19 protein-coding genes, 1 pseudogene and 2 riboswitches are annotated in these 20,638 nt (G+C 35.6%); of the genes and pseudogenes, 10 read left to right on the forward strand and 10 right to left on the reverse strand.

Translation table 11 applies throughout. The features are described 5' to 3' along the window. Positions 1–44: 44 nt before the first annotated feature. The 3 genes from BAQ49_RS05405 to BAQ49_RS05415 all read left to right on the forward strand — a co-directional run bounded on the left by BAQ49_RS05405 (position 45) and on the right by BAQ49_RS05415 (position 3,876). Entirely contained in the window at positions 45–1,763 is a 1,719-nt protein-coding gene (locus BAQ49_RS05405; RefSeq protein WP_071744486.1) for a DUF3981 domain-containing protein, read from the forward strand. A gap of 117 nt (positions 1,764–1,880) precedes the next feature. Then, positions 1,881–3,140 (forward strand): multidrug effflux MFS transporter, encoded by a 1,260-nt coding sequence (locus BAQ49_RS05410; RefSeq protein ID WP_240523184.1) that lies wholly within the window; start codon positions 1,881–1,883, stop codon positions 3,138–3,140. 232 nt (positions 3,141–3,372) lie between these two features. Next, positions 3,373–3,876: a hypothetical protein gene (locus BAQ49_RS05415; RefSeq protein ID WP_071744487.1), complete on the forward strand. Its 504-nt coding sequence runs from the start codon at positions 3,373–3,375 to the stop codon at positions 3,874–3,876. Positions 3,877–3,894: 18 nt separating this feature from the next. On the opposite strand, the gene BAQ49_RS05420 is transcribed toward BAQ49_RS05415, so the two are convergent. After that, positions 3,895–4,110, reverse strand: coding sequence for a DUF3951 domain-containing protein (locus tag BAQ49_RS05420; RefSeq protein ID WP_071744488.1), 216 nt, complete (start codon positions 4,108–4,110; stop codon positions 3,895–3,897). A gap of 259 nt (positions 4,111–4,369) precedes the next feature. After that, a riboswitch (SAM riboswitch) is annotated at positions 4,370–4,474 on the forward strand. Positions 4,475–4,610: 136 nt separating this feature from the next. Between BAQ49_RS05420 and BAQ49_RS05425 the strand changes: the two genes are divergently transcribed. Genes BAQ49_RS05425 through BAQ49_RS05445 form a run of 5 tightly spaced genes read left to right on the forward strand, consistent with a single transcriptional unit; the run spans position 4,611 to position 9,910 of the window. Next, positions 4,611–5,528 carry an ABC transporter permease gene (locus BAQ49_RS05425; protein WP_071744489.1) on the forward strand — a complete coding sequence of 306 codons (918 nt, stop codon included), beginning with the start codon at positions 4,611–4,613 and terminating at the stop codon, positions 5,526–5,528. Between the two features lie 16 nt (positions 5,529–5,544). Beyond that, positions 5,545–6,549, forward strand: coding sequence for an ABC transporter permease (locus tag BAQ49_RS05430; protein WP_071744490.1), 1,005 nt, complete (start codon positions 5,545–5,547; stop codon positions 6,547–6,549). Continuing rightward, a complete protein-coding gene (locus BAQ49_RS05435) occupies positions 6,506–7,516 on the forward strand; it encodes an ABC transporter ATP-binding protein (protein WP_071744491.1) in 1,011 nt (336 codons plus the stop codon). The genes BAQ49_RS05430 and BAQ49_RS05435 overlap by 44 nt, the downstream gene beginning before the upstream one ends. After that, on the forward strand, positions 7,513–8,286 hold the full coding sequence (locus tag BAQ49_RS05440; protein WP_071744492.1) for an ABC transporter ATP-binding protein: 774 nt from the start codon (positions 7,513–7,515) through the stop codon (positions 8,284–8,286). The genes BAQ49_RS05435 and BAQ49_RS05440 overlap by 4 nt, the downstream gene beginning before the upstream one ends. Positions 8,287–8,299: 13 nt before the next feature. Further along, positions 8,300–9,910, forward strand: coding sequence for a peptide ABC transporter substrate-binding protein (locus BAQ49_RS05445; protein ID WP_071744493.1), 1,611 nt, complete (start codon positions 8,300–8,302; stop codon positions 9,908–9,910). Between the two features lie 16 nt (positions 9,911–9,926). On the opposite strand, the gene BAQ49_RS05450 is transcribed toward BAQ49_RS05445, so the two are convergent. Beyond that, complete coding sequence (locus tag BAQ49_RS05450) at positions 9,927–10,394, reverse strand: YusW family protein (protein ID WP_071744494.1); 468 nt, start codon at positions 10,392–10,394, stop codon at positions 9,927–9,929. A gap of 146 nt (positions 10,395–10,540) precedes the next feature. Between BAQ49_RS05450 and BAQ49_RS34050 the strand changes: the two are divergent. Beyond that, positions 10,541–10,738 (forward strand): annotated as a pseudogene (locus BAQ49_RS34050) (ABC-2 transporter permease); the annotation flags it as partial. 41 nt (positions 10,739–10,779) lie between these two features. Here the strand turns inward: BAQ49_RS34050 and BAQ49_RS05460 are convergent. The 7 genes from BAQ49_RS05460 to modA form a co-directional block, all read right to left on the reverse strand. Further along, entirely contained in the window at positions 10,780–12,420 is a 1,641-nt protein-coding gene (locus BAQ49_RS05460) for a peptide ABC transporter substrate-binding protein (RefSeq protein ID WP_071744496.1), read from the reverse strand. A gap of 383 nt (positions 12,421–12,803) precedes the next feature. After that, entirely contained in the window at positions 12,804–14,444 is a 1,641-nt protein-coding gene (locus tag BAQ49_RS05465; protein WP_071744497.1) for a peptide ABC transporter substrate-binding protein, read from the reverse strand. Between the two features lie 132 nt (positions 14,445–14,576). After that, positions 14,577–14,681, reverse strand: a riboswitch (SAM riboswitch). 153 nt (positions 14,682–14,834) lie between these two features. Next, a complete protein-coding gene (locus tag BAQ49_RS05470) occupies positions 14,835–15,668 on the reverse strand; it encodes a glyoxal/methylglyoxal reductase (RefSeq protein ID WP_071744498.1) in 834 nt (277 codons plus the stop codon). 1 nt (position 15,669) lies between these two features. Then, positions 15,670–16,473 (reverse strand): pyrroline-5-carboxylate reductase, encoded by an 804-nt coding sequence (gene proC / locus BAQ49_RS05475; RefSeq protein WP_071744499.1) that lies wholly within the window; start codon positions 16,471–16,473, stop codon positions 15,670–15,672. A gap of 211 nt (positions 16,474–16,684) precedes the next feature. Beyond that, positions 16,685–17,536 carry a GRP family sugar transporter gene (locus BAQ49_RS05480; protein WP_070140575.1) on the reverse strand — a complete coding sequence of 284 codons (852 nt, stop codon included), beginning with the start codon at positions 17,534–17,536 and terminating at the stop codon, positions 16,685–16,687. Between the two features lie 300 nt (positions 17,537–17,836). Next, positions 17,837–18,511 (reverse strand): molybdate ABC transporter permease subunit, encoded by a 675-nt coding sequence (modB, locus tag BAQ49_RS05485; RefSeq protein WP_071744500.1) that lies wholly within the window; start codon positions 18,509–18,511, stop codon positions 17,837–17,839. A gap of 5 nt (positions 18,512–18,516) precedes the next feature. Then, positions 18,517–19,323: a molybdate ABC transporter substrate-binding protein gene (modA, locus tag BAQ49_RS05490; protein ID WP_071744501.1), complete on the reverse strand. Its 807-nt coding sequence runs from the start codon at positions 19,321–19,323 to the stop codon at positions 18,517–18,519. Positions 19,324–19,457: 134 nt separating this feature from the next. On the opposite strand from modA, the gene BAQ49_RS05495 reads away from it, so the two are divergent. Next, the gene (locus BAQ49_RS05495) at positions 19,458–20,405 is read left to right on the forward strand and encodes a substrate-binding domain-containing protein (protein WP_083596095.1); all 948 of its coding nucleotides are present in this window, start codon (positions 19,458–19,460) and stop codon (positions 20,403–20,405) included. Between the two features lie 63 nt (positions 20,406–20,468). Here BAQ49_RS05495 and BAQ49_RS05500 read toward each other — a convergent pair whose 3' ends face one another. Next, a complete protein-coding gene (locus BAQ49_RS05500) occupies positions 20,469–20,570 on the reverse strand; it encodes a DUF3948 family protein (RefSeq protein WP_071744502.1) in 102 nt (33 codons plus the stop codon). Positions 20,571–20,638 lie beyond the last annotated feature (68 nt).

The following is a 20,638-nucleotide window of genomic DNA, read 5'->3' on the forward strand; positions in this document are numbered from 1 at the left end:
TTATACTGAAAGGGAAGACAAAAGAAAAGGGGACATTGCCTTTGATGAAATTTATAGTTTTAGCTATTCTCACTTTGTTTTTGATTCCATGGACTAGAAGCGGTAATAAAATTCGCGCGGTGGATAAAGGAGGAAATGAGAAAGTTGTAAAGGGTAAGAAATCATCTATTTTAGTTATTCCTGTTTTATTTTGGATAGGTATTGCAATCTATGAATATTTCTGGCTAATTGATGATCGAACAGATTCTATTCTTACTCATTATTCTGTTGCAGTAGCGATTTTAATTGGGCTTGTTTTATTCTCACAAGAGCAGGTAGGGAAATTAGAAGGTATGTTAAAAGGACTTCTAATGTTTGTTTTACTAGCAAGTTACGGCTATTTTGGTTATTTGCACGATATAGTAATCTCGCAAAAGAAATATGATTCGGTCGTGAAGGTAGAGAAAGATATTTCAGAGCCATTTACTGAAAATGACCAACCGTTTACAGTTCCGCCTAAAACAGCGGAAAATAAAATGAAAAAGGTATTTGGTGATATTCCGAAAGTAGCTTATTTTGAGCTAGGGGAATTAACGCCACAAATGGTAAATGGTGAAGCCTTGTATGTAGCACCAATAGAAGTTTCGGGATTTTTTAAAGCACGTAAAGCGGAAACAATTCCAGGTTACGTAACAATGTCAGGTACAAATCCTGATGCGGAAGCGAAATTACATCTTGGATATAAAATGAAGTATGTACCAAGCATGTTTTTCGGTAATAAATTAGAACGTGTCGTTCGAAAAGCGGAGCCAGATTTAATTTTTAAAGGGAAACCAAAATTTGAAGTTGATGACAAAGGAAAACCGTATTATACAATGACATACGGTGAGTTTATTTCAGGAAGATCCGGGTTTGAAGTAGAAGGCGTTGTCGTTGTTGATGCACAAACAGGTGATGTGAAACGATATGATAAAGGGAATGCACCTAAATTCATTGATGGTGTATTAAATCATGAAACAGCATCTACGTTAAATACGTACTTCGGAAAATATATTCACGGATTTTGGAATACGAAATTCTCACAAACTGACATGAAGATTCCGACTGAGTGGGGGACGAAGGAAGGCGTTACGCCAATCTTCGGAAAGGATGGTAAACTGTATTACTTTACAGACTTTACCTCTCCGAAAGAAGGAGTAGATTCTGCTCTCGGTTACTCGTTAGTTGATGCACGTACAGGAAAGTTGTATTACTATAACGGAAAAGAAGTGAAGGGAATTATGGACGGTTCGGCTGCTACAGAAGTAGTAGATAATTCCTTTAAGAGGGAGAAATGGCATGGAACAATGCCAGTTATTTATAACGTATACGGTAAACCTTCTTGGATTGTACCAGTTATTGATGACGGCGGATTAGTACGTGCTCATACTGTTATATATGCTTCTAATGCAAAAGTGTTTGCGTCAGGTTCGACGCAAAAAGAAGCACTTGAGAACTATAAAAATGCGCTAAGCGGAAGTGGTGATTCATTTAGACCGACTTCAAATGGGAAAGAAGCGCAAAAAGAAGGTACTGTACAACGTGTGTATAAAGAAAAATCAGGTGAAAATACGATTGTGTACGTACTATTAGAAAACGAGCAAAAAGTATTTATGGTACCAGCGAAGAAATTCCCATATGCAATGTTTACAGAAGTAGGAGATCCAATTCAAATCACATATTTAGACACAGGAGAAATGATGGCATCTGTATCTAAATTTACAAATAGTAATTTGAAAAAGTAAAGCGATAGAGATTCTATCGCTTTTTTTACATTATTAAACAGGAAAATACGGTATACTTGAAGTATATTTATGTTGTAACTATAATTGTTACGATTCGATATTTATATGAAAGGGTGAATAGAAAAAGTGAATGGAGTTAATCACGAAGTATATAAACCTGTAAAGACAAACAGGTTATGGATGATTCTTGTATTAGGGACACTTACGGCAATTGGGCCATTATCGATTGATATGTATTTGCCTTCTTTACCAAAATTAACGGATGATTTACAAACGGGGGCATCCCTCGCGCAGCTTACATTGACAGCTTGTCTGCTTGGGCTTTCAGTGGGACAATTATTTGTTGGTTCAATTAGTGATATTTACGGAAGACGCAAACCTCTTATTATCGCTCTTATTATTTATGTTGCTTCTTCTTTACTTTGTGCTGTTGCACCATCGATTTGGAGTTTAGTGCTTTTACGTTTCTTACAAGGTGCTTCAGGATCTGCTGGTATCGTTATATCACGTGCAATGGTACGTGATATGTATTCTGGTTCTGAAATGACAAAGTTTTTCTCACTGCTTATGTTAGTAAACGGAGCAGCGCCTATTTTGGCACCGATTATCGGGGGACAATTATTACAGTTCACATCATGGCGCGGCGTTTTTATCGTTCTTGGAGCAATTAGTGTATTCATGTTAATATCAGCTACTTTCGTATTACGTGAAACATTACCCCCTGAAGAAAGAGAGACGGGTGGATTATCAGGAACGCTTGCAACATACGGAAAGCTTCTGAAAGATCGTTTATTTATGGGGTATGCATTGTCGCAAGGATTAGTAACAGCTGCAATGTTTGCTTATATTTCTGGTTCACCGTTCGTGTTGCAAAATATATATGGGGCATCACCACAACAGTTTAGTTTGTTCTTTGCAATTAACGGTATCGGTATTATTATTGCTAGCCAAGTTACTGGCCGATTAGCGGGGAAAGTTAATGAGAAGACTTTATTTGTTTCCGGTATTATTATTGCGGCTGTTGGCGGCCTATCGTTACTACTTACAATTGTATTAGGAATAGGGTTAATCGGTGTTTTATGCTCGCTATTCCTTGTTGTATCAAGTGTTGGGGTTGTATCAACAACTGGCTTCTCATTAGCGATGAGAAATCAAAAACAGGCTGCAGGAACAGCATCAGCTTTACTAGGATTATTACAGTTCATCTCAGGAGCACTTGTAGCGCCGCTAGTAGGTATTGGTGGAAGCAATACCGCACTTCCTATGGGTGTTGTTATAGCTCTTTGTGAAATTGGTGCTGTGTTATGTTATTTATTCATGGCAAAAAGAAGTGAAAAGCAGTTTGAACTGCAACAAAAACAAAATTTAGAGGCTTAACAAAAAAGAGCTGATTCAAACATTTCTTTGAATCAGCTCTTTTTTTCATTTCTTTGAAATAACTCATGCAAAAGTTACTTGCATAAAGTGACGATACTGTGACAAAAATGTGGGTATATATATTAAGGAATCATCTTAAGTACAAAATTTAGGATGTTCTCGGTATAATAAAACAAGTGGAGATAAAAGAAACTATAATTAGAAGTAGCTGTAGATAAAAGGAGAATTAAAGATGAAGAAGGTTTTGGGTATTGCTGTAATGGGAGGTATGCTCCTTCTAGCAGGATGTAATGGGAATAAAGAAGCGAAAGAACCGAAAGAAAAGGTGGAGCAATCTACTGAACAGACAGAAGATATGAAAGTGTATCAAGAGGTACATGAAAAGTATGATGCGAAAATGAACAAAGAAATTAATAAAGCGTTACAGTTATTTGAAGTGGCAAAAGAAAAGGGCGGTAAGGAAATAACTAATGCTAAATATAAGGAAGACGTGAAACAGGTAACAACGGGTATGTTAGAAGATATTGATCATATGCGTAAAGAAATTCGTGTTCCGAAGTCGAAAGAACAGGAACATGAATTATATGTTGGTTTCTTAAATGAATCAGAACAATCAATGAAAAAATTGCAGAAGTTAGCAGAAGAAGAAGACTCCTCGTTGATTCGTGATATAGAAATTAATTTTGCAACAGCATCGACATACTATAAACGTTTTCAAACAGAGGCCCAAAAATAACCTTGCGCATGCGCAAGGTTATTTTTTCTTCTTACCATCTCCATCTTCATCCTCGGATACTAATACTTTCTGTTCTTCGTGAAATTCTGAAATTGTTTGTCCAGTGATATTATCGAATGGAGTATAAAAAGAAGTGATACGTTTTTTCTTAATGAAGAGTTTGTAGAAGCCGATGATGAAGAGTATGACGATTGTTAATGGCAATCCTATGCTGGCTAGAAGTAAGGGATCCATCGTATAACTCCTTTAAAGTAATTAATTTTATCCCGCTATTTGCGGGCAGCCCGATTGGTGTGGGCTAATAATCAGTGAAGGATGGACAAAGATCCCCACTGATTAAAGTTTCACTTTATTATAAGTTAAAGTAGTGATTTTAAGAAATAACGCCATTAAAAATTGATTTTTCTAAATATATCCAATTAGATTGACTTTTCATTTTTTCAGAATTATAATTCAAAATATACAATTTGAACCAAATAATAATATAGCAATTTACTTATCCAGAGAGGTAGAGGGACTGGCCCTATGACACCTCAGCAGCGGGTTCTGTAATAGAACACCGTGCTAATTCCAGCAAGAAAGTCTTGAAAGATAAGTGATGGGCCTTTGTTTATTAAGCCTTGATCTTATTTTTTAAGATCAAGGCTTTTTGTATTTTAAGAAGAGAAAAGGGAGTAATGGGAAAGATACGTCAATAAAACAAAGTAAATTTATGAGTTTAGGGGGTTATTAGAGTGTATGTTGTTAAAAAACTATCGGTTATGGTATTTACACTATGGGTTATTACGACAGTAACATTTTTAATTATGCATATTATTCCAGGGGATCCATTTTCGTCAGATGCGAAAATCTTTCCTGAAGAAGTGATACAAAACATGAGAGCAAAGTATCACCTTGATGAACCGTTATGGAATCAGTATGTTGCTTATTTGGATGGGGTAGCTCATTTTGATTTTGGTGAATCTGTTCAATCGACAGGTCAAGGTGTATCGGAAATTATAACAACCGGTTTTGGACCATCAGCAATTATTGGTTTACAAGCATTTGTTATTTCATTGTTAGTCGGAATTGCCGCAGGTACATTTGCCGCGCTATATCACGGGAAAGTGATTGATTATAGTGTAAGCTTGCTTGCGATTCTCGGTATTTCTATTCCTAGTTTTATTTTAGCTCCACTATTTATACAAGTATTCGCCATCCAATTTGAATTACTACCAGTGGCGTCTTGGGGAACGTTTGAGCATACTGTATTACCTTCTTTCGCATTAGCGCTCGGGCCAATCGCAGTTATTACAAGATTTGTTCGCTCTAATATGATTGAAGTGTTGCAGAGTGATTATATTAAGCTAGCGAGAGCGAAAGGTATACCAATTAAGAAAATCATTATAAGACATGCTCTTCGAAATGCAATTGTTCCGGTACTTACATTTGTTGGCCCATTAATGGCAGGACTTTTAACAGGAACTTTCGTTATTGAAAAAATCTTTTCAATTCCTGGTTTAGGAAAATATTTTGTAGATAGTATTTTTAACCGAGATTATCCGGTAATTATGGGAACAACCATTTTCTATAGTTCGCTATTAATTGTATGTATTTTTATTACAGATATCATTCATCGTATTGTTGATCCGCGTATTCGTTCTATTACGTAAGGAGGAGGATGTTTAAATGGGGGCTTATGAAATTAATGACCAGTTATTAACGAATGAAGAGAAAAAAGAATTAACTATAAATAAAGATCAGCAAACGATTAGCCGAAAAAAGGAAGTGTTTCGCAAGTTTATATCAAATCCTATAGCAGTTTTAGGGGCAGTGACGTTATTACTAATTATTGTTTTCTCACTTATTGGCGAAAGTTTAACGTCATTTACTGCGAGTGAACAAGTAAAAGAAGCAACTAATTTACCGCCTAGTAGTGAGCGTTGGTTCGGAACAGACGATTTAGGGAGAGATATTTGGGCGCGTACTTGGGCTGGTGGGAAAATTTCACTAACAGTTGGGTTAGTTGCAGCAGCTCTCGATATAGGACTCGGTGTACTTATCGGTGGATTTAGTGGATACGTGAGAGGGCGTAATCGTCTTGGAACGTTAATTGATGAGTGGATTATAAGAGGGATTGAAGTGTTATACGGTATCCCATATTTATTAATTGTCATTTTACTATTAATCGTTATGAAACCAGGACTTTTTACAATTATAATCGCCCTTGCGTTAACGGGATGGATTGGCATGGCACGTCTCATTAGAGCGCAAGTCTTGTCTTTAAAACAAAGAGAATTTGTTATCGCAGCAGAGCGATTAGGTACATCTCATATGAAAATTATATATGGGCATTTAATTCCAAACTTAACGGGGATTATTATCGTAAATTTATCATTTACAATTCCAGCCGCTATTTTCTCAGAATCATTTTTAAGCTTTATCGGACTTGGAGTACAATCACCAGCGGCAAGCTGGGGCACGATGACGAACGATGCACTCGGGACATTACTAAGCGGTGAATGGTGGCAACTTTTCTTCCCAGCAATCATGATTGCACTAATCATGTTCGCATTTAATGCGATTGGTGATGGTTTGCAAGATGCGATTGATCCGAAAATCGTAAAACGTAATCGAAAGGAGAAAAAACATGGCACAAATCTTATCTTTAGAAAACGTAACGTTAGCCGTTGAAAAAGAGAATAGTAAGCAAGCAATTGTGAAGCATGTTTCCTTTTCTATTAACGAAGGTGAAATAGTTGCACTTGTCGGAGAAAGTGGTTCAGGGAAAAGTGTTACAGCACAATCAATTATCGGCTTAAATCAAGAATCGATTCATATTGATGATGGAAATATATCTTTCCAATCAAAGGAATTAACTAATTTACAAGAATCAGAATGGAATCAAATTCGCGGGAAAGATATTTCCTTTATCTTTCAAGACCCGCTTTCATCTTTAAATCCGACGATGAAGGTGGGAAGACAAATTACAGAAGTAATTGTGCAGCATGAAAAGAAATCGAAAAAAGAGGCAAAAGAAATTGCAATTAACTTACTAAATGATTTAGGGATACATGAAGCAGAGAAACGTTTTGAACAATACCCGTATCAGTTGAGCGGAGGTATGAGGCAGCGTATTTGTTTAGCAATTGCATTTGCTTGTCACCCAAAGCTCGTTATTGCAGATGAACCTACAACGGCGTTAGATGTAACGATTCAAAAGCAAATTATGGAGTTGTTAAAAGAAAGAAAAGAAAAACAAAATACGAGTATCTTATTAATTACTCATGATTTGGCACTTGTACGTGAAGTAGCTGACCGAGTAGTAGTTATGTACGGGGGACGTGTTGTTGAAAAAGGAACGATACAAGAAGTAATAGGTTCACCTAAGCATCCGTATACGAAAAGTTTATTACAAGCTATTCCGAATATGGATGATTCAGAAAAGGTACTTAGAGCAATTGAGGGAACAACGCCTTCAATTGAAACGTTAAATAGTTTTGGATGCCCGTTTGTGAATCGTTGTCCTGTAGCAATAAAAGAATGTATTCATCGTTTCCCAGAGAGAACAACATATTCTGAGGAGCATAGTTCACATTGCTGGCAGCATATTCTGGAGCATAATAAAGCGAAATCAAAAGAGAGGGTGAATGCCTCATGACGACAGATTTAATTACTGTAAAGCAAGTAACGAAAGCGTATGGAAGTAAAAATAAAGAAATCGCAGCGTTAAAAGGTATATCACTTTCTATCCCAAAAGGAACAACGCTGGGCATTATTGGAGAGAGTGGTTCTGGAAAAACAACACTTGGTAAGCTCATAGCTGGGATCGAGCGTCCAACGTCTGGTGAAATTGATTATAACGGTCAAGTTGTTCACACGCTGAAGTCAGCTAATAAGCGGAATTTCTTACAGAAAGTACAGTTTATTTTTCAAGATTCCACAGCTGCATTAAATCCGCGCTGGAAAGTACGCGATATTGTAACGGAAGGCTATATTTCATTCGGTTTAGGCGATAAAGGATTGAAAGATAAAGTCGCAGGTGATGCACTAGAGCGTGTTGGATTAGATAGACGATATATTGATCGTTACCCACACGAGTTTAGCGGTGGACAACGTCAACGTATCGCTATTGCAAGAGCGTTATTATGTGAGCCAGAAGTTTTAATCCTTGATGAACCAATTTCAGCATTAGATGTTTCACTGCAAATCCAAATTGTACATTTGCTGCAAAAGATTCAAAAGGAACAAGGCTATACATATTTATTTATCGCACATGATTTATCGATGGTTCACTATTTATGTGAAAAAGTGGCTGTCCTATATAAAGGAGAACTTGTTGAATTTGGAAATACGGACGAAGTGTTCCGTAATCCACAACATTCTTATACAAAAACATTATTAGCATCAACACCAAAAATTTCAGGTTAAAGGAGAATGTAGGATGAAGAAGTTTTTACTGTTTGTCATTATGACTGTTTTAGCAATTACTTCTGTCGCTTGCGGTAAGAAAGAGACGCAAAAGGCGAGTGCTGGTAAGGGAGAGGGAGATCGATTAGTAACGAATATTGGTAGTGATCCATATACGCTTGATTCTGCCATTGCGACAGATAGCACGTCAGGTTACATAATTGGACAGTTGTTCTCAAGTTTATATACGCAAGATAGTGATGGGAAATATCAAAATGAATTGGCAGAGAAAGAAGAAGTAAATGCTGATGGAACTGAATATACAATTCATTTAAAGAAAGATATTAAATGGTCAGATGGTTCTCCTATTACAGCAAATGATTTTGAGTTCGCATGGAAGCGATTATTAAACCCAAAAACAGGTTCTATGAATGCGACAGAAATGTATTTTATTAAAGGAGCAGAGGCATATAATACTGGAAAAGGTGAAGAAGGACGAGTTGGCATTCAAGTCGTTGATCCTCAAACATTAAAGGTAACACTTGAGCACCCAGTTGCTTCTATTAAACAAAAATTAGCAAGTTCATTATTTATTCCATTATCTAAAAAATCAATTGATGATAATAATAAATTAAAAACAGATCCAAAAGAGTTAATTACGAACGGACCATTCACGTTAAAAGAATGGAAGCATAACCAAGCTATTACAGTACAAAAAAATAAAGAATACTATGATAAAAAGGTAACATTAAAAGAAATTGAGTTTCGTATTATTCCAGATTCTAAAACAGCGTACCAATTGTACAAGTCAAAAGAATTAGATTTACTAAGTGGTTTACCACAAGAGATGATTGAAAAAGAAAAAGGAAACAGAGAATATAAGCGTGTTGCAGGATTTTCATCTTATATTTATTCGTTTAACGTAGAAAAAGAGCCGTTTACAAATGCAAAAGTACGTAAAGCATTTTCATTAGCGGTTGATCGTAAGTTTATCGTTGAAAAACTGTATAAAAATAACGCACAAGAAGCATATGCATTCGTTCCAGAAGGAGCAAAAACACAAGGTGGTCGTGATTTCCGTAAAGAAAAAGGTGATTACGTAAAATTTGATCCAACAGAAGCGAAAAAATTATTAGAAGAGGGCATGAAAGAGCAAGGTTGGTCCACATTACCTGAAGTAACATTAAAATTCACTACAGATACACAACATAAAAAAGTAGCAGAAGCAATGCAAGAAATGTTTAAGAAAAATCTTGGTGTAGATATTAAATTAGAAAATAAAGAGTGGAAGAGCTACATTGATACATATAAGCAAAGTGATTTCCAATTAGCTTATATGGGATGGGGCGGCTCTCTATTAGATCCAATTACTAAACTAGATTTATATGCAGGTGATGGTCCAAACAACTATGCGAAATGGCATAATAAAGAATTTGACGCTTTAGTAAAAGAAGCAGAAGTTGAACAAAACGAAGATAAGCGTTTTGACTTATTGCATAAAGCAGAAGATATTATGTTTGATGATACACCATTAATCCCAATTATTTTCCCAAGTGCTTCGTATTTGCAAAAATCATCAGTATCTGGCGTCCAATTCATTATCGGGTCTAGTCCAGAACTAAGATATGCAAAAATAAAGAAGTAGGCAACCGCCTACTTCTTTATTTTATTTCTCTTTTATATTCTTTCTTCGTTCCATCAGAGAAGACAACTTCTAAATCAAATTTTTGGTAGTCTTTATCAAGTTTGAACACATTTACTACTTGATCAATTACTTCTTGATCGGGTGTGTTTTTATCAAATTTTAATTCTTGTAGAAGAGGGCTTAATTTTGTAATAGCTTCATCACCTGTTAATTTTACATCTGCTTTATGGTCTTCAACTTTTGCTTCCATTTTTTTATCGGCTGCTACATTTTTATAATCAGCTTCGTAGTCTTTCTTTGTATCCTGATAGTCCGCTTTTAAATCAAATTCATTGAAATTTAGCTTTAAATCAGCAGGAGCTTCGTTTTTTGCCTCTTCTGTAGTCTTTTTATTAGAAGTTGTGTCTTCTTTTGCAGGAGCTTTACATCCTGTTAATGCAGGTACTAGCATAAGAGCTAATAAAGCTGATAGTAAAATTCTCATTATAAATTCCTCCTTATGTAAATTTGTTCTATACAAGTTTTTCCCAATTTCATGTAATTATGTATAAACCAAATAAATTATTTACTTAAGGGGGGACACATGCTTATGTATTAATTAAATTGAAAAAACTTGTATGTATATAGGCATTTCAAACAATCGGCGAATTATTTCCCGCAACATATGCAGCGAATGGTTATTACACAATAATATTTTTGGGGGTTAGTTTAGAGAAAAATATTATTTCATTATTAGTCATTATATTAGTTACACAAGTGGTAGCGGTGGTTACTGTATCTATAAAAGGAATAGTAAAGAGAAAAAGTCATGTAGTTAAAGAAGTATAAAATAAAAAAGGTACCCCACGAAGGATACCTTTTTTATTTTATTATTTTGCAACTTCTGTCCACTTGTAGTTAAATTCACCGCCGAAATCAGTTGTTACAAGTCCTTTAATAAATCCGCGTTGTAAGTAAGAACGGCCTTGTTGGTATAAAGGAGCGACAGCACCGTCTTGTAATAGAATTTTTTCAGCTTGCTTCATTGCTTCAAAGCGACCTTTTTCATCACCAGCTAAATCAGTTTTTACTTTACGAATAAGCTCGTCGTACTCTTTGTTAGAGTATTTATCGAAGTTATAAGCACTATCTGTTGTGAATAGATCTAAGAATGTAATAGGATCCGCGAAGTCAGGGCCCCAGCCATCGATTCCGATTTCGTAATCACCACTTAATAGTAGTTTTAATTGTTGTTTACGTGGTTGAGGTTTTAAATTCACTGTTAATCCATCTAGATTCTTTTCTAATTCACCTTTTAAATATTCACCAGTTTTCTTAGCTAAAGCATTATCACTTGTTAATAGTTCAATTGTTACTTTGTCAGTACCAAGTTCTTGTTTCGCTTTTTTCCAGTTTTCTTTTGCAGATTTCACATCATCTTTGACTAGATTTCCATTCTCTTTACGGAAGTCATTACCGTCTGGACTTTTTGCGAATTTCGCAGGAACCATTCCTTCTGCTGGGATTGCACCGTTATTTAAAATTGTTTCTACGTACGCTTTTTTATTCATTGCTCCGTTAATAGCGAGGCGTGCATGTTGATTTTTTAATACTGCATTTTTCTGATTTAGTCGTAAGAATTGGATACCGACTTCAGCGCGTTCCTTGAAGTTTGAATCGTTCTTATACTTATCAACAAACTCCGCAGTTAAAGCAACACGGTCAATTTGTCCTGAATCATATAAGTTAACTTCTGTAGACTTATCTTTAACGACATTGAAGTTGATTTCTTCTAATTTTACAGTTTTAGCATCCCAATAGTTAGGGTTCTTCTTCAATTGGAAGCTTTGTTCATGTTTCCAGTTATCTAATGTGAAGGCACCGTTGTAAATTAAATGATTTGTTTCTAAACCATATTTATCACCTTGGGATTTTAAGTAATCTTCATTAATTGGTAAGAATGTTGAGAATGTCGTTAAGCTTAAGAAGTAGGGAACAGGGCGATCTAGTTGTACTTCTAAAGTTTTGTCATCAAGAGCTTTGATGCCTAATTGATCAACTGGTAATTGTTTTTGGTTTATTTGTTTTGCATTCTGTATATCGAAGAATAAGAATGCATATTCAGCTGCTGTTTCAGGGCTTACGGCACGTTGCCAAGCGAAGACAAAGTCTTTTGCTGTTACAGGAGTACCGTTTGACCATTTTGAATCACGCAGGTGGAATGTATATTTTGTTTTATCGGGACTAACGTCAACCGACTCAGCAACACCAGGAATTGGTTTATTATCTTCTCCCATTGCATATAAACCTTCAAAAACATTTCGCATTACATTCATGGATTCCCCGTCTGTTGCCTTTGCAACATCCATTGTTGGAATTTCTGAAGCAAATGATAAGTTAATCGCTTGTTTATCAGGTGCTTTATCGTTTGCTTTCGCTCCGCTCGCATTATCTTTATTTCCCCCACAAGCAGTTAGTAGTAGACTTGCCCCTAAAACAGATGCAACAACAGGTACAACTTTTTTCTTCATTGTTCTTTCCTCCCTAAATGTGTTGTTCGTAACGTCATAATGTCCATGTCTTGAAGTAGCTATAGAAAGAGATAAAACCTAGTATGAGTATTTGTTTATAGGTAATCATGTGTTCTATATGTATATACATGTTGAACTATAATTTATCGTTATATGTTTCAACGTAGTAGACATTATATTTTGATGGTTAAATATTTCGTTTCTTTGATTATTTAGAATATTAACACCAGAAAGAACTATATGTCAATAATAAAAATAAAGTGTTAATTTCTTGGAATAATATATTAAAAAAGTAGATTCACTCATATTAAGGAATCTACTTTTAGTATATTTTGCCAAAAAACAATGGGGGTTGGTGGAAATACGCTGTTTAAAGTTTCACTTTATTTTTCAATTTTTGCCCATTTGAAGTTTAATTGACCAGCAAAGTCTACTTGTACAATGCCTTTTACATAAGATTTCTCTAAATAAGATTCGCCTTTTTGGTAAAGAGGAGCGATAACAGAGTCTTTAAATAATATTTTCTCGGATGCTAGTAATGCTTCCCAGCGAGCTTTTTCATCACCAGCTAAAGTCGTTTTAACTTTCTCAATTGTTTCATCGAACTCTTTATTAGAGTAATGATCTAAGTTGTAAGGGTTATTCGTTGTAAACAATTCAAGGAATGTAATTGGATCAGCAAAATCAGGGCTCCAGCCATCAATTCCGATTTCGTAGTCGCCTTTTAGTAAGAGTGAAACTTGTTGTTTACGTGGTTGCGGTTTTATATTTACTGTTAAGCCCTCTAAATTCTTTTCTAATTGTCCTTTTAGGAACTCACCAGTCTTCTTCTCAAGGTCACCGTCACTTGTTAATAATTCTAATGTTATCTTTTCAGAACCTAGTTCTTTTTTTGCTTTTTTCCATAATTCTTGTGCAGATTTCGTATCAACTTTTGTTAAATCGCCGTTTGTAGTACGGAAGTCTTTTCCATCAGGACCTTTTGCAAAGTTTTTCGGCACGAGACTAAAGGTTGGTGTAGAGCCATCATTTAATAACGTATTTACAAAGGATTTTCGATCAATTGTTTGATCGATTGCTTGGCGTGCAGAAACGTTTTGAAGTACTTTGTTTTGTTGATTCATACGTAAAAACTGTACCCCTACATTCGGACGTTCTTTGAAGTTAGTATCCTTTTTATATTTATCAACGAAATCAGATGTTAGTTTTATACGGTCTAATTGTTTGGATTCGAATAAATTTACTTCTGTTGATTTCTCTTTCACAACGTTGAAATTGATTTCTTCGAGTTTGACATTATCTTTATCCCAATAGGTAGGGTTTTTCTTAAATTTAAAGCTTTGTTCGTGCTTCCAATCACTTAGTGTAAAAGCTCCGTTATACAAAATTGTATTATCTTCTAAAGCGTACTTATCACCTTGTGCTTTAAAGAATTCCTCGTTAATTGGTAAAAATGTTGGGAACGCCGTTAAGCTAATAAAGTACGGAACAGGACGCTCTAATTCTACCTCAAACGTATGGTCATCAACTGCTTTTACACCAAGTTGATCGGCTGGAAGCTCTTTGTTGTTAATTTTTGTTGCGTTTTTAATATCAAAGAATAGAAATGCATATTCAGAGGCTGTTGCTGGATCGACAGCTCTTTGCCAAGCGAAGACAAAATCTTTCGCGGTAACAGGAGTGCCGTTTGACCATTTTGAATCTCGTAAATGGAATGTGTACTTCGTTTTATCGCCATTTACTTCATGAGATTTTGCAACGCCAGGGACAGGTTTGTTACCTTCACCAAGATTATACAAACCTTCAAATACGTTTCTCATTACTTGACCAGAATCAGTATCTGTAGCACGAGCTGTATCCATTGTTCGTATTTCAGAAGGTGAAGATAAGTTTAAAACCTGTTTACTAGGTGCCTCGTCTTTTGCATTTGCTCCGCTAGCTTCGTTTTTATAACTACCGCAACCAGCTAATAAAATACTTACTCCTACAACTGATGCAATACCGGGTACAAACTTCTTTTTCATTTGATTTTCCTCCTAAATAATTAAGTTTGGATGATGATGAGGGAAATGAAAAATAAAAAATCCCTCTTTTCATATTGAGAAAGAGGGATTTTTACGTACAAGTTATGCACCCGTATATAAACGAAGTCCCTCATTCTATCTTTCAAGCATAAAGCTTGCAGGAAGTGGCACAGTATTCAAAATGAACCTGCTGCCGAGGTTTCAAAGGGCCAGTCCCTCCACCTCTCTTGATACAATGAGTAAACGAATAAATTTTATTAATTTTTGTGTTTCTTTGATAATTCAAAATCTTACACCTTAGATAATGAAGTGTCAATCAAATGGAATATAGTTTAAATTTTCAGTTTTTTTAAAGTGAAAAAACCACTGCACATGGCAGTGGTTTTTCTACTAGAAGTTAAAATTATCTGGATCTGGACCAACGCGATGATCCTCATTTAGAGCTTGAATTGCTTTCATATCATCCGAGCTTAATTCAAAATCAAAGATGTTCGCATTTTCAATGATACGGTGTTCTTTAATTGATTTAGGAATCGTTACAACTTCATTTTGTAGATCCCAGCGTAGAATCACTTGTGCAGTCGATTTATTATATTTGGTAGCAATTTCTTGTAATGTTGGGTGATCTAGTAGTTGTCCTTGCATTAATGGTGACCAAGCTTCAAGCTGAATACCATTCTCTTTACAGAAAGTGTGCAATTCTTCTTGTGCTAAACGTGGATGGTATTCCACTTGGTTAACCATAGGCTTAATTTCAGCAATTTCAAATACGTCTTGCAAATGGTGAATATGGAAATTACTCACACCAATAGCGCGCACACGACCATCTTTATAAAGTTGCTCTAAAGCTTTCCATGATTCAGTGTATTTTCCTTTTACAGGCCAATGTACTAAATATAAATCTAAATATTCCAGACCTAATTTTTCTAATGTAGTTTCAAATGCTTGTAATGTTGACTCGTAACCTTGATCGCTATTCCATACTTTTGATGTGATAAATAATTCTTCACGTGGAATACCTGATTCACGGATTGCTTGTCCAACGCCTTCTTCATTTTTATATATGGCAGCTGTATCGATACTACGATATCCATTTTTAATAGCTGCTTTTACAGAATCAATTACTTCTGATCCGTCTTCTACTTTAAAAACACCTAAACCGAACCAAGGCATTTTTACGCCGTTATGTAATGTTGTGTAGTCGTTTAAACTTGTTAAAGTCATATTAATTCCCCCTAGCTTTTTTATTGGTCGCTTCAATTGCTTGTTGAATGACTTCTGAAAAATTATTTTCATATAGAACTTTTAAACCTTCAGCCGTTGAACCTCCTGGTGTTGTTACTTGTTCACGTAACATAGCTGGATCCTGGTTTTGCTGGAGCATAGCGGCAGAGCCAGCGATCATTTGAATGACAAGATGTTTTGCTGTTTCCTCATCAATTCCATAGCTTTTCGTTGCTTCAATTAAACCTTCAGCAAAGTGATAGAGAAAAGCAGGTGCACTACCAGTAACTGCGGTAAGTTGGTGAACTTCCTCTTCGGTACAAAACTGCGAGGTACCAATACCTCTTAAAAGAAGTTGTAACGTTTCATGATGTCGTTGCTCTACGGAATTTCCCGTCGTGTATAAAGAGATAGACTTGCCAATTTCAGCAGCTGTATTTGGCATAATCCAGGCAACAGGTGTCCCTTGAGGAAGTCTTTCTTCTAGATAAGATGGTCCGATTCCGGCAGCAACTGTCACGACAAATTGATCAGTTAGAAGAGGCGATAGATCCGCTAATAGCTGTTCATGTGCAACAGGCGGCATTGCTAAAACAATTGTATCTACAGATTTAATATGCTGCTTCCAATCCGTTGTAATCGATAGATCATATTGAGTTTGTAGTTGCGTTAGTTTTTCTATGTTACTTCGATTGGAAACAATAATTTCTTCGATGTATTCTTTACTTGTTGTAAGTAGTCCAGCAAATATAGCTTCTGCCATACGACCGGCACCAATAAATAAAATTCGATGTTTATTAGGCATATCCTTTATTCCTTTCTGATGAGAATATGTTATAAAAACGATACCATTTTTAAGAGAATTTTGTAAAAAGAAACGGCTTGTAGTGGAGAGAATACAATTGGAGGGAAGGGAGGCTATATAAAAAGAACTATGAAGATTATTATATTTGAAAAATAGTTATAATCAAAAATCCCTGAAGCATTTATGCTTCAGGGATTGATAAATTATAAGCTTATGCTTTCGTCATACCAAGCAATACAGCGCCACCGATAATTAAAACACTACCTAGTGCAATAAAGATCAATTGACGTTTTGTTTTCTTTTCACCTAAGAATACAATCGCACCGAATGTTGAGATAACGATTCCAGTTTGAGATAATGGGAAGCTTGTTGCTACTCCGACACGTGGTAATGAAAGAAGTAAGAATAAGTTTCCTGTTCCCCATAGTAAACCAGATAAAGCATTACGAATTGCATATTTGTTAAATGGTTTATGTTTAGATGTCAGTACAACCGCACCAACAAACATACCAACTGCTTGTGGTAAAATAGCAGACCAACCATCAATGTTATACCAACGAATAATAATTACGTATACAAGATAGCCAAAAGTAGAAACAATTAAAGTGAGAAGTCCCTTTTTCAATTGTCCTGGTGGCTGAGCATTTTCTTTATCGTCTAGTGATGTGAATACAACACCGACTACGATTAATAGGATTGCAATCGTTCCCAGAACAATCGTCGTAGTAGTAGTCCACTCACGGAAAGCGATAACTCCAAAGATAGAAGTTGCAACAAGCTGCATACCAGTAGAAATAGTTACAGTAGTTGAAACACCTAGTTTTTCAACTGTTTTTAATTGGTTTACTTGTCCTAAAGCCCAGAATAAACCTGAAATAAAACCAACAATCAAGACTGTCATTGTTAAAGTTGGTTGAGTAAATACATACATAATTGTTGCGAAGAATAGAGCACCGATTGTCATACCTACCGTTTGGCTGTATGCACCACCGCCCATTTTTACGCTTACTAATAAGATGTTTCCCCATGCGATTGCAGGAAGAAGCGCTAATAAAATGTCCATTACAAGACTCCCTTCGGTTTTCTATACCAATATAATTACATATCGTTCTAACGATCGGTAATGCCCCACTAATAGAGTAGAAGATTACCGATCGCTAAAACAGGATGAAGAACTTACGATATAAATGCGTTTTCATTTCTTCATTTTTTGAAACACCTCCATATAATAACAGGAAATTGCCTATTTTAGAAAGTGAATTCAAATAAAATGTATATTTTAATAAAAGGTAAAATTCAGTTATTTCTCATCGGTATATTTTATTTCCTAAGAAATAAAGAAGCAGCTTCGAAAAAAGCTGCTTTAAGAGTTAGTAATTCTTTTATTAATAAGCTGAATACATAGCAGAAATAGAAGTGACATACTAATAGTGATAACTACAAGTGTCCAGGCGAGTTGCATATTACTTGCATCAATCGCCATGTAAATTGCAGTTGGGATAGTCTGTGTTTTACCAGGAATGTTCCCAGCAAACATGAGTGTAGCACCAAACTCACCGAGCGCACGAACAAAGCTCAAAATCATTCCGCTTAGTAAGGCAGGAAATGCAAGTGAGAGTGTCACGTGCAGGAAAACTTGATATTCACTGGCACCAAGGTCACGAGCACTTTCTTCAATTTGTACATTCGCAATAGAAAATCCTGTTTTTGCTGATTGGTACATAAGCGGAAATGCAACAACTGTAGAAGCGATGATCGCAGCAGTAGATGTGAACATAATGGACTGCTGAAACAATGATTCTATCCACATTCCAATGGGACTATTATTTCCAAAAATGATGATGAGGAAAAAGCCAATTACAGTTGGCGGAAGTACCATTGGTAATAAGAAAATCGTTTCTAATATTACTTTATATCTCCATGAGGAGCGTGCTAGCGCTCGCCCGATAATCGTCCCTAAAATTGTAACGATAATGGTGGCGTATGCAGCTACTCGTAAAGATAGAAAGATCGGTGACAAAATAGCATCAAAGCTCATGGCAATTATGATAGGACTGTAAATCCATATTTTTTAAAGATAGATTGTGCATCTTTTGACTGCAAATACTCATAAAATGAAGTCGCCTCTTTCTTATGCTTAGATTCCTTTATAACACCTAAAGGATAGTGAATTGGCTCATGAGAAGTAGCTGCTGCTGTCTCACCAATCTTTACTTTGTCTGAAATAAGAGCATCTGTTTTGTATACGATACCAGCATCGACATTGCCTGTCTCTACATATGTTAACACTTGGCGAACGTCTTTTGTAAATACGACTTTATTTTGAATGTCATTCCAAAGATTTTCATGTGTGAGAGAAGCCTTTGCGTATTTTCCCGCAGGTACGGATTCAGGTGTACCAAGTGCAATTTTCTTGATTTTTTCATCTTTTAAATCTTGGAATTTTGCAAGAGAACTATCTTTTGGGACAACTAGAACTAGTTCATTTCCAAGAAGATTTTTCCCTTCTTTTTCATCGATGAATCCTTTTTTAACAAGAGTTTGGAATTTATCTTCTGCTGCAGAGAAGAATAAATCAGCAGGTGCGCCTTGTTCAATTTGTTGTTGAAGTGCACCAGAAGCACCGAAGTTAAAAGAAAGTTGAATAGTTGGTTCTTTCTCTTTATATTGCTTTTCAATTTCTTTTAATGCATCTTGTAAGCTAGCAGCAGCTGATATAGTCAGTTCGATTGTTTGTCCCTCTTTAGCAGCTGACCTTTCTTTCTTTTCCACACTTGTACAAGCAGCGCTAAATATAAGAAGGAAAGAAAGTATAAGTGCCCCAATAGATCGTAATGTGAATTTGTTCATAAAAAAATCCCCTTTCGTTTCGATATATTTAATTATAACTAAATATAACTAATTATAACTAGTTATAATTGAATATAATTTGAACGATATGGTTGTTTTTAAAAAATAGGAGAAATATTCTTTTCTTTGTTACAATGAAGGAAGAAAGTGAGGAATCGTCTATGGATCATCATTCCTACACAACGGAAGAAGTAGCAAAGCGATTAAAAGTATCAAAACTAACTGTATACGACTTAATTAAAAAAGGAGAACTGCCTTCTTATAGAGTTGGTAGACAGATGCGCATTGATGCAGCGGATTTAGAACAATATATAAAGCAAATGAAAACTGGTAAGGTGCAAGTTGTTCCTGTAAAGAACGATGGTAATAGTACCTCGAATACATGTATTATTAGCGGGCAAGAACTAACGTTAGATATGCTGGCAAAACGTATAGAAAATCGTATGCCAAATTCTAATATATTAAGAGCGTATCAAGGTAGTTTAACGAGTTTGGTGAAGATGTATCAAGGAGAAGGAAGCGTCGTTAGTTTGCATTTGTTTGATGGGGAAACGGGTACGTATAATGTTCCTTACGTAAAACGTATTTTAGTCGGACAACCATGTATTATGATTAATTTATTATCAAGGAATGTTGGGTTTTATGTGCAAAAAGGGAATCCAAAAAATATAAAAACATGGGCTGATTTATCTCAGTCATCTATACGATTTATAAATCGAGAAAAGGGTTCTGGTATTAGGGTATTAGTGGATGAGCAATTGCGAATTCAAAAAATAAATAAAGAAGATATTAGCGGGTATGAATGGGAAGAATCGAATCACCTTGGTGTTGCCTCGCAAGTTGCGAATGGAAAAGCTGATGTTGGGGTAGGATCAGAAAAGTTTTCACAAATTGTGAACGTAGACTTTATTCCAATCATGAAAGAGCAGTATGATTTAGTGATTTTGAAGAATAAAGAAAATGAAGAGCTGATCGAAGTCATGAAAGACATTCTGCAATCGGAAGAATTTCATGATGAATTAAAAGCGATTGGCGGATACGATATGACGAAAACAGGTCAAATTATATATGAAACAAACTAAAAAGCTGCTTGTCTATAAGACGAGCAGCCTTTTCTATATAAAGGGGTTTGGGGAAACAAAGTATTAAACAAGACTTTGAGCAAGTGCATAAATGAAAGCTGTAAGAAGAGTTGCTCCGCTTGCAAGTCCGATAAAGTCTGATTTGTTGAAAGTAATGTTACTCATTATAATCTCTCCTTATTTGTTTAATGTAGTTGCAACAGATTTTGCATCGATAAGTGCGGATAGCACCA

The organism is Bacillus proteolyticus, assembly GCF_001884065.1.
GTDB lineage: Bacteria > Bacillota > Bacilli > Bacillales > Bacillaceae_G > Bacillus_A > Bacillus_A proteolyticus.

Coding starts and splice junctions, on each gene's coding strand:
- modB (WP_071744500.1), bottom strand. CDS start 18,511: ATGAGCTTTGATGCTATTTTGTCACCGATCTTTCTATCTTTACGAGTA.
- BAQ49_RS05480 (WP_070140575.1), bottom strand. CDS start 17,536: ATGGACATTTTATTAGCGCTTCTTCCTGCAATCGCATGGGGAAACATC.
- proC (WP_071744499.1), bottom strand. CDS start 16,473: ATGCCTAATAAACATCGAATTTTATTTATTGGTGCCGGTCGTATGGCA.
- BAQ49_RS05405 (WP_071744486.1), top strand. CDS start 45: ATGAAATTTATAGTTTTAGCTATTCTCACTTTGTTTTTGATTCCATGG.
- BAQ49_RS05500 (WP_071744502.1), bottom strand. CDS start 20,570: ATGAGTAACATTACTTTCAACAAATCAGACTTTATCGGACTTGCAAGC.
- BAQ49_RS05465 (WP_071744497.1), bottom strand. CDS start 14,444: ATGAAAAAGAAGTTTGTACCCGGTATTGCATCAGTTGTAGGAGTAAGT.
- BAQ49_RS05440 (WP_071744492.1), top strand. CDS start 7,513: ATGACGACAGATTTAATTACTGTAAAGCAAGTAACGAAAGCGTATGGA.
- BAQ49_RS05495 (WP_083596095.1), top strand. CDS start 19,458: ATGAAGGAAGAAAGTGAGGAATCGTCTATGGATCATCATTCCTACACA.
- BAQ49_RS05420 (WP_071744488.1), bottom strand. CDS start 4,110: ATGGATCCCTTACTTCTAGCCAGCATAGGATTGCCATTAACAATCGTC.
- BAQ49_RS05450 (WP_071744494.1), bottom strand. CDS start 10,394: ATGAGAATTTTACTATCAGCTTTATTAGCTCTTATGCTAGTACCTGCA.
- BAQ49_RS05430 (WP_071744490.1), top strand. CDS start 5,545: ATGGGGGCTTATGAAATTAATGACCAGTTATTAACGAATGAAGAGAAA.
- BAQ49_RS05470 (WP_071744498.1), bottom strand. CDS start 15,668: ATGACTTTAACAAGTTTAAACGACTACACAACATTACATAACGGCGTA.
- BAQ49_RS05435 (WP_071744491.1), top strand. CDS start 6,506: ATGGCACAAATCTTATCTTTAGAAAACGTAACGTTAGCCGTTGAAAAA.
- BAQ49_RS05415 (WP_071744487.1), top strand. CDS start 3,373: ATGAAGAAGGTTTTGGGTATTGCTGTAATGGGAGGTATGCTCCTTCTA.
- modA (WP_071744501.1), bottom strand. CDS start 19,323: ATGAACAAATTCACATTACGATCTATTGGGGCACTTATACTTTCTTTC.
- BAQ49_RS05460 (WP_071744496.1), bottom strand. CDS start 12,420: ATGAAGAAAAAAGTTGTACCTGTTGTTGCATCTGTTTTAGGGGCAAGT.
- BAQ49_RS05445 (WP_071744493.1), top strand. CDS start 8,300: ATGAAGAAGTTTTTACTGTTTGTCATTATGACTGTTTTAGCAATTACT.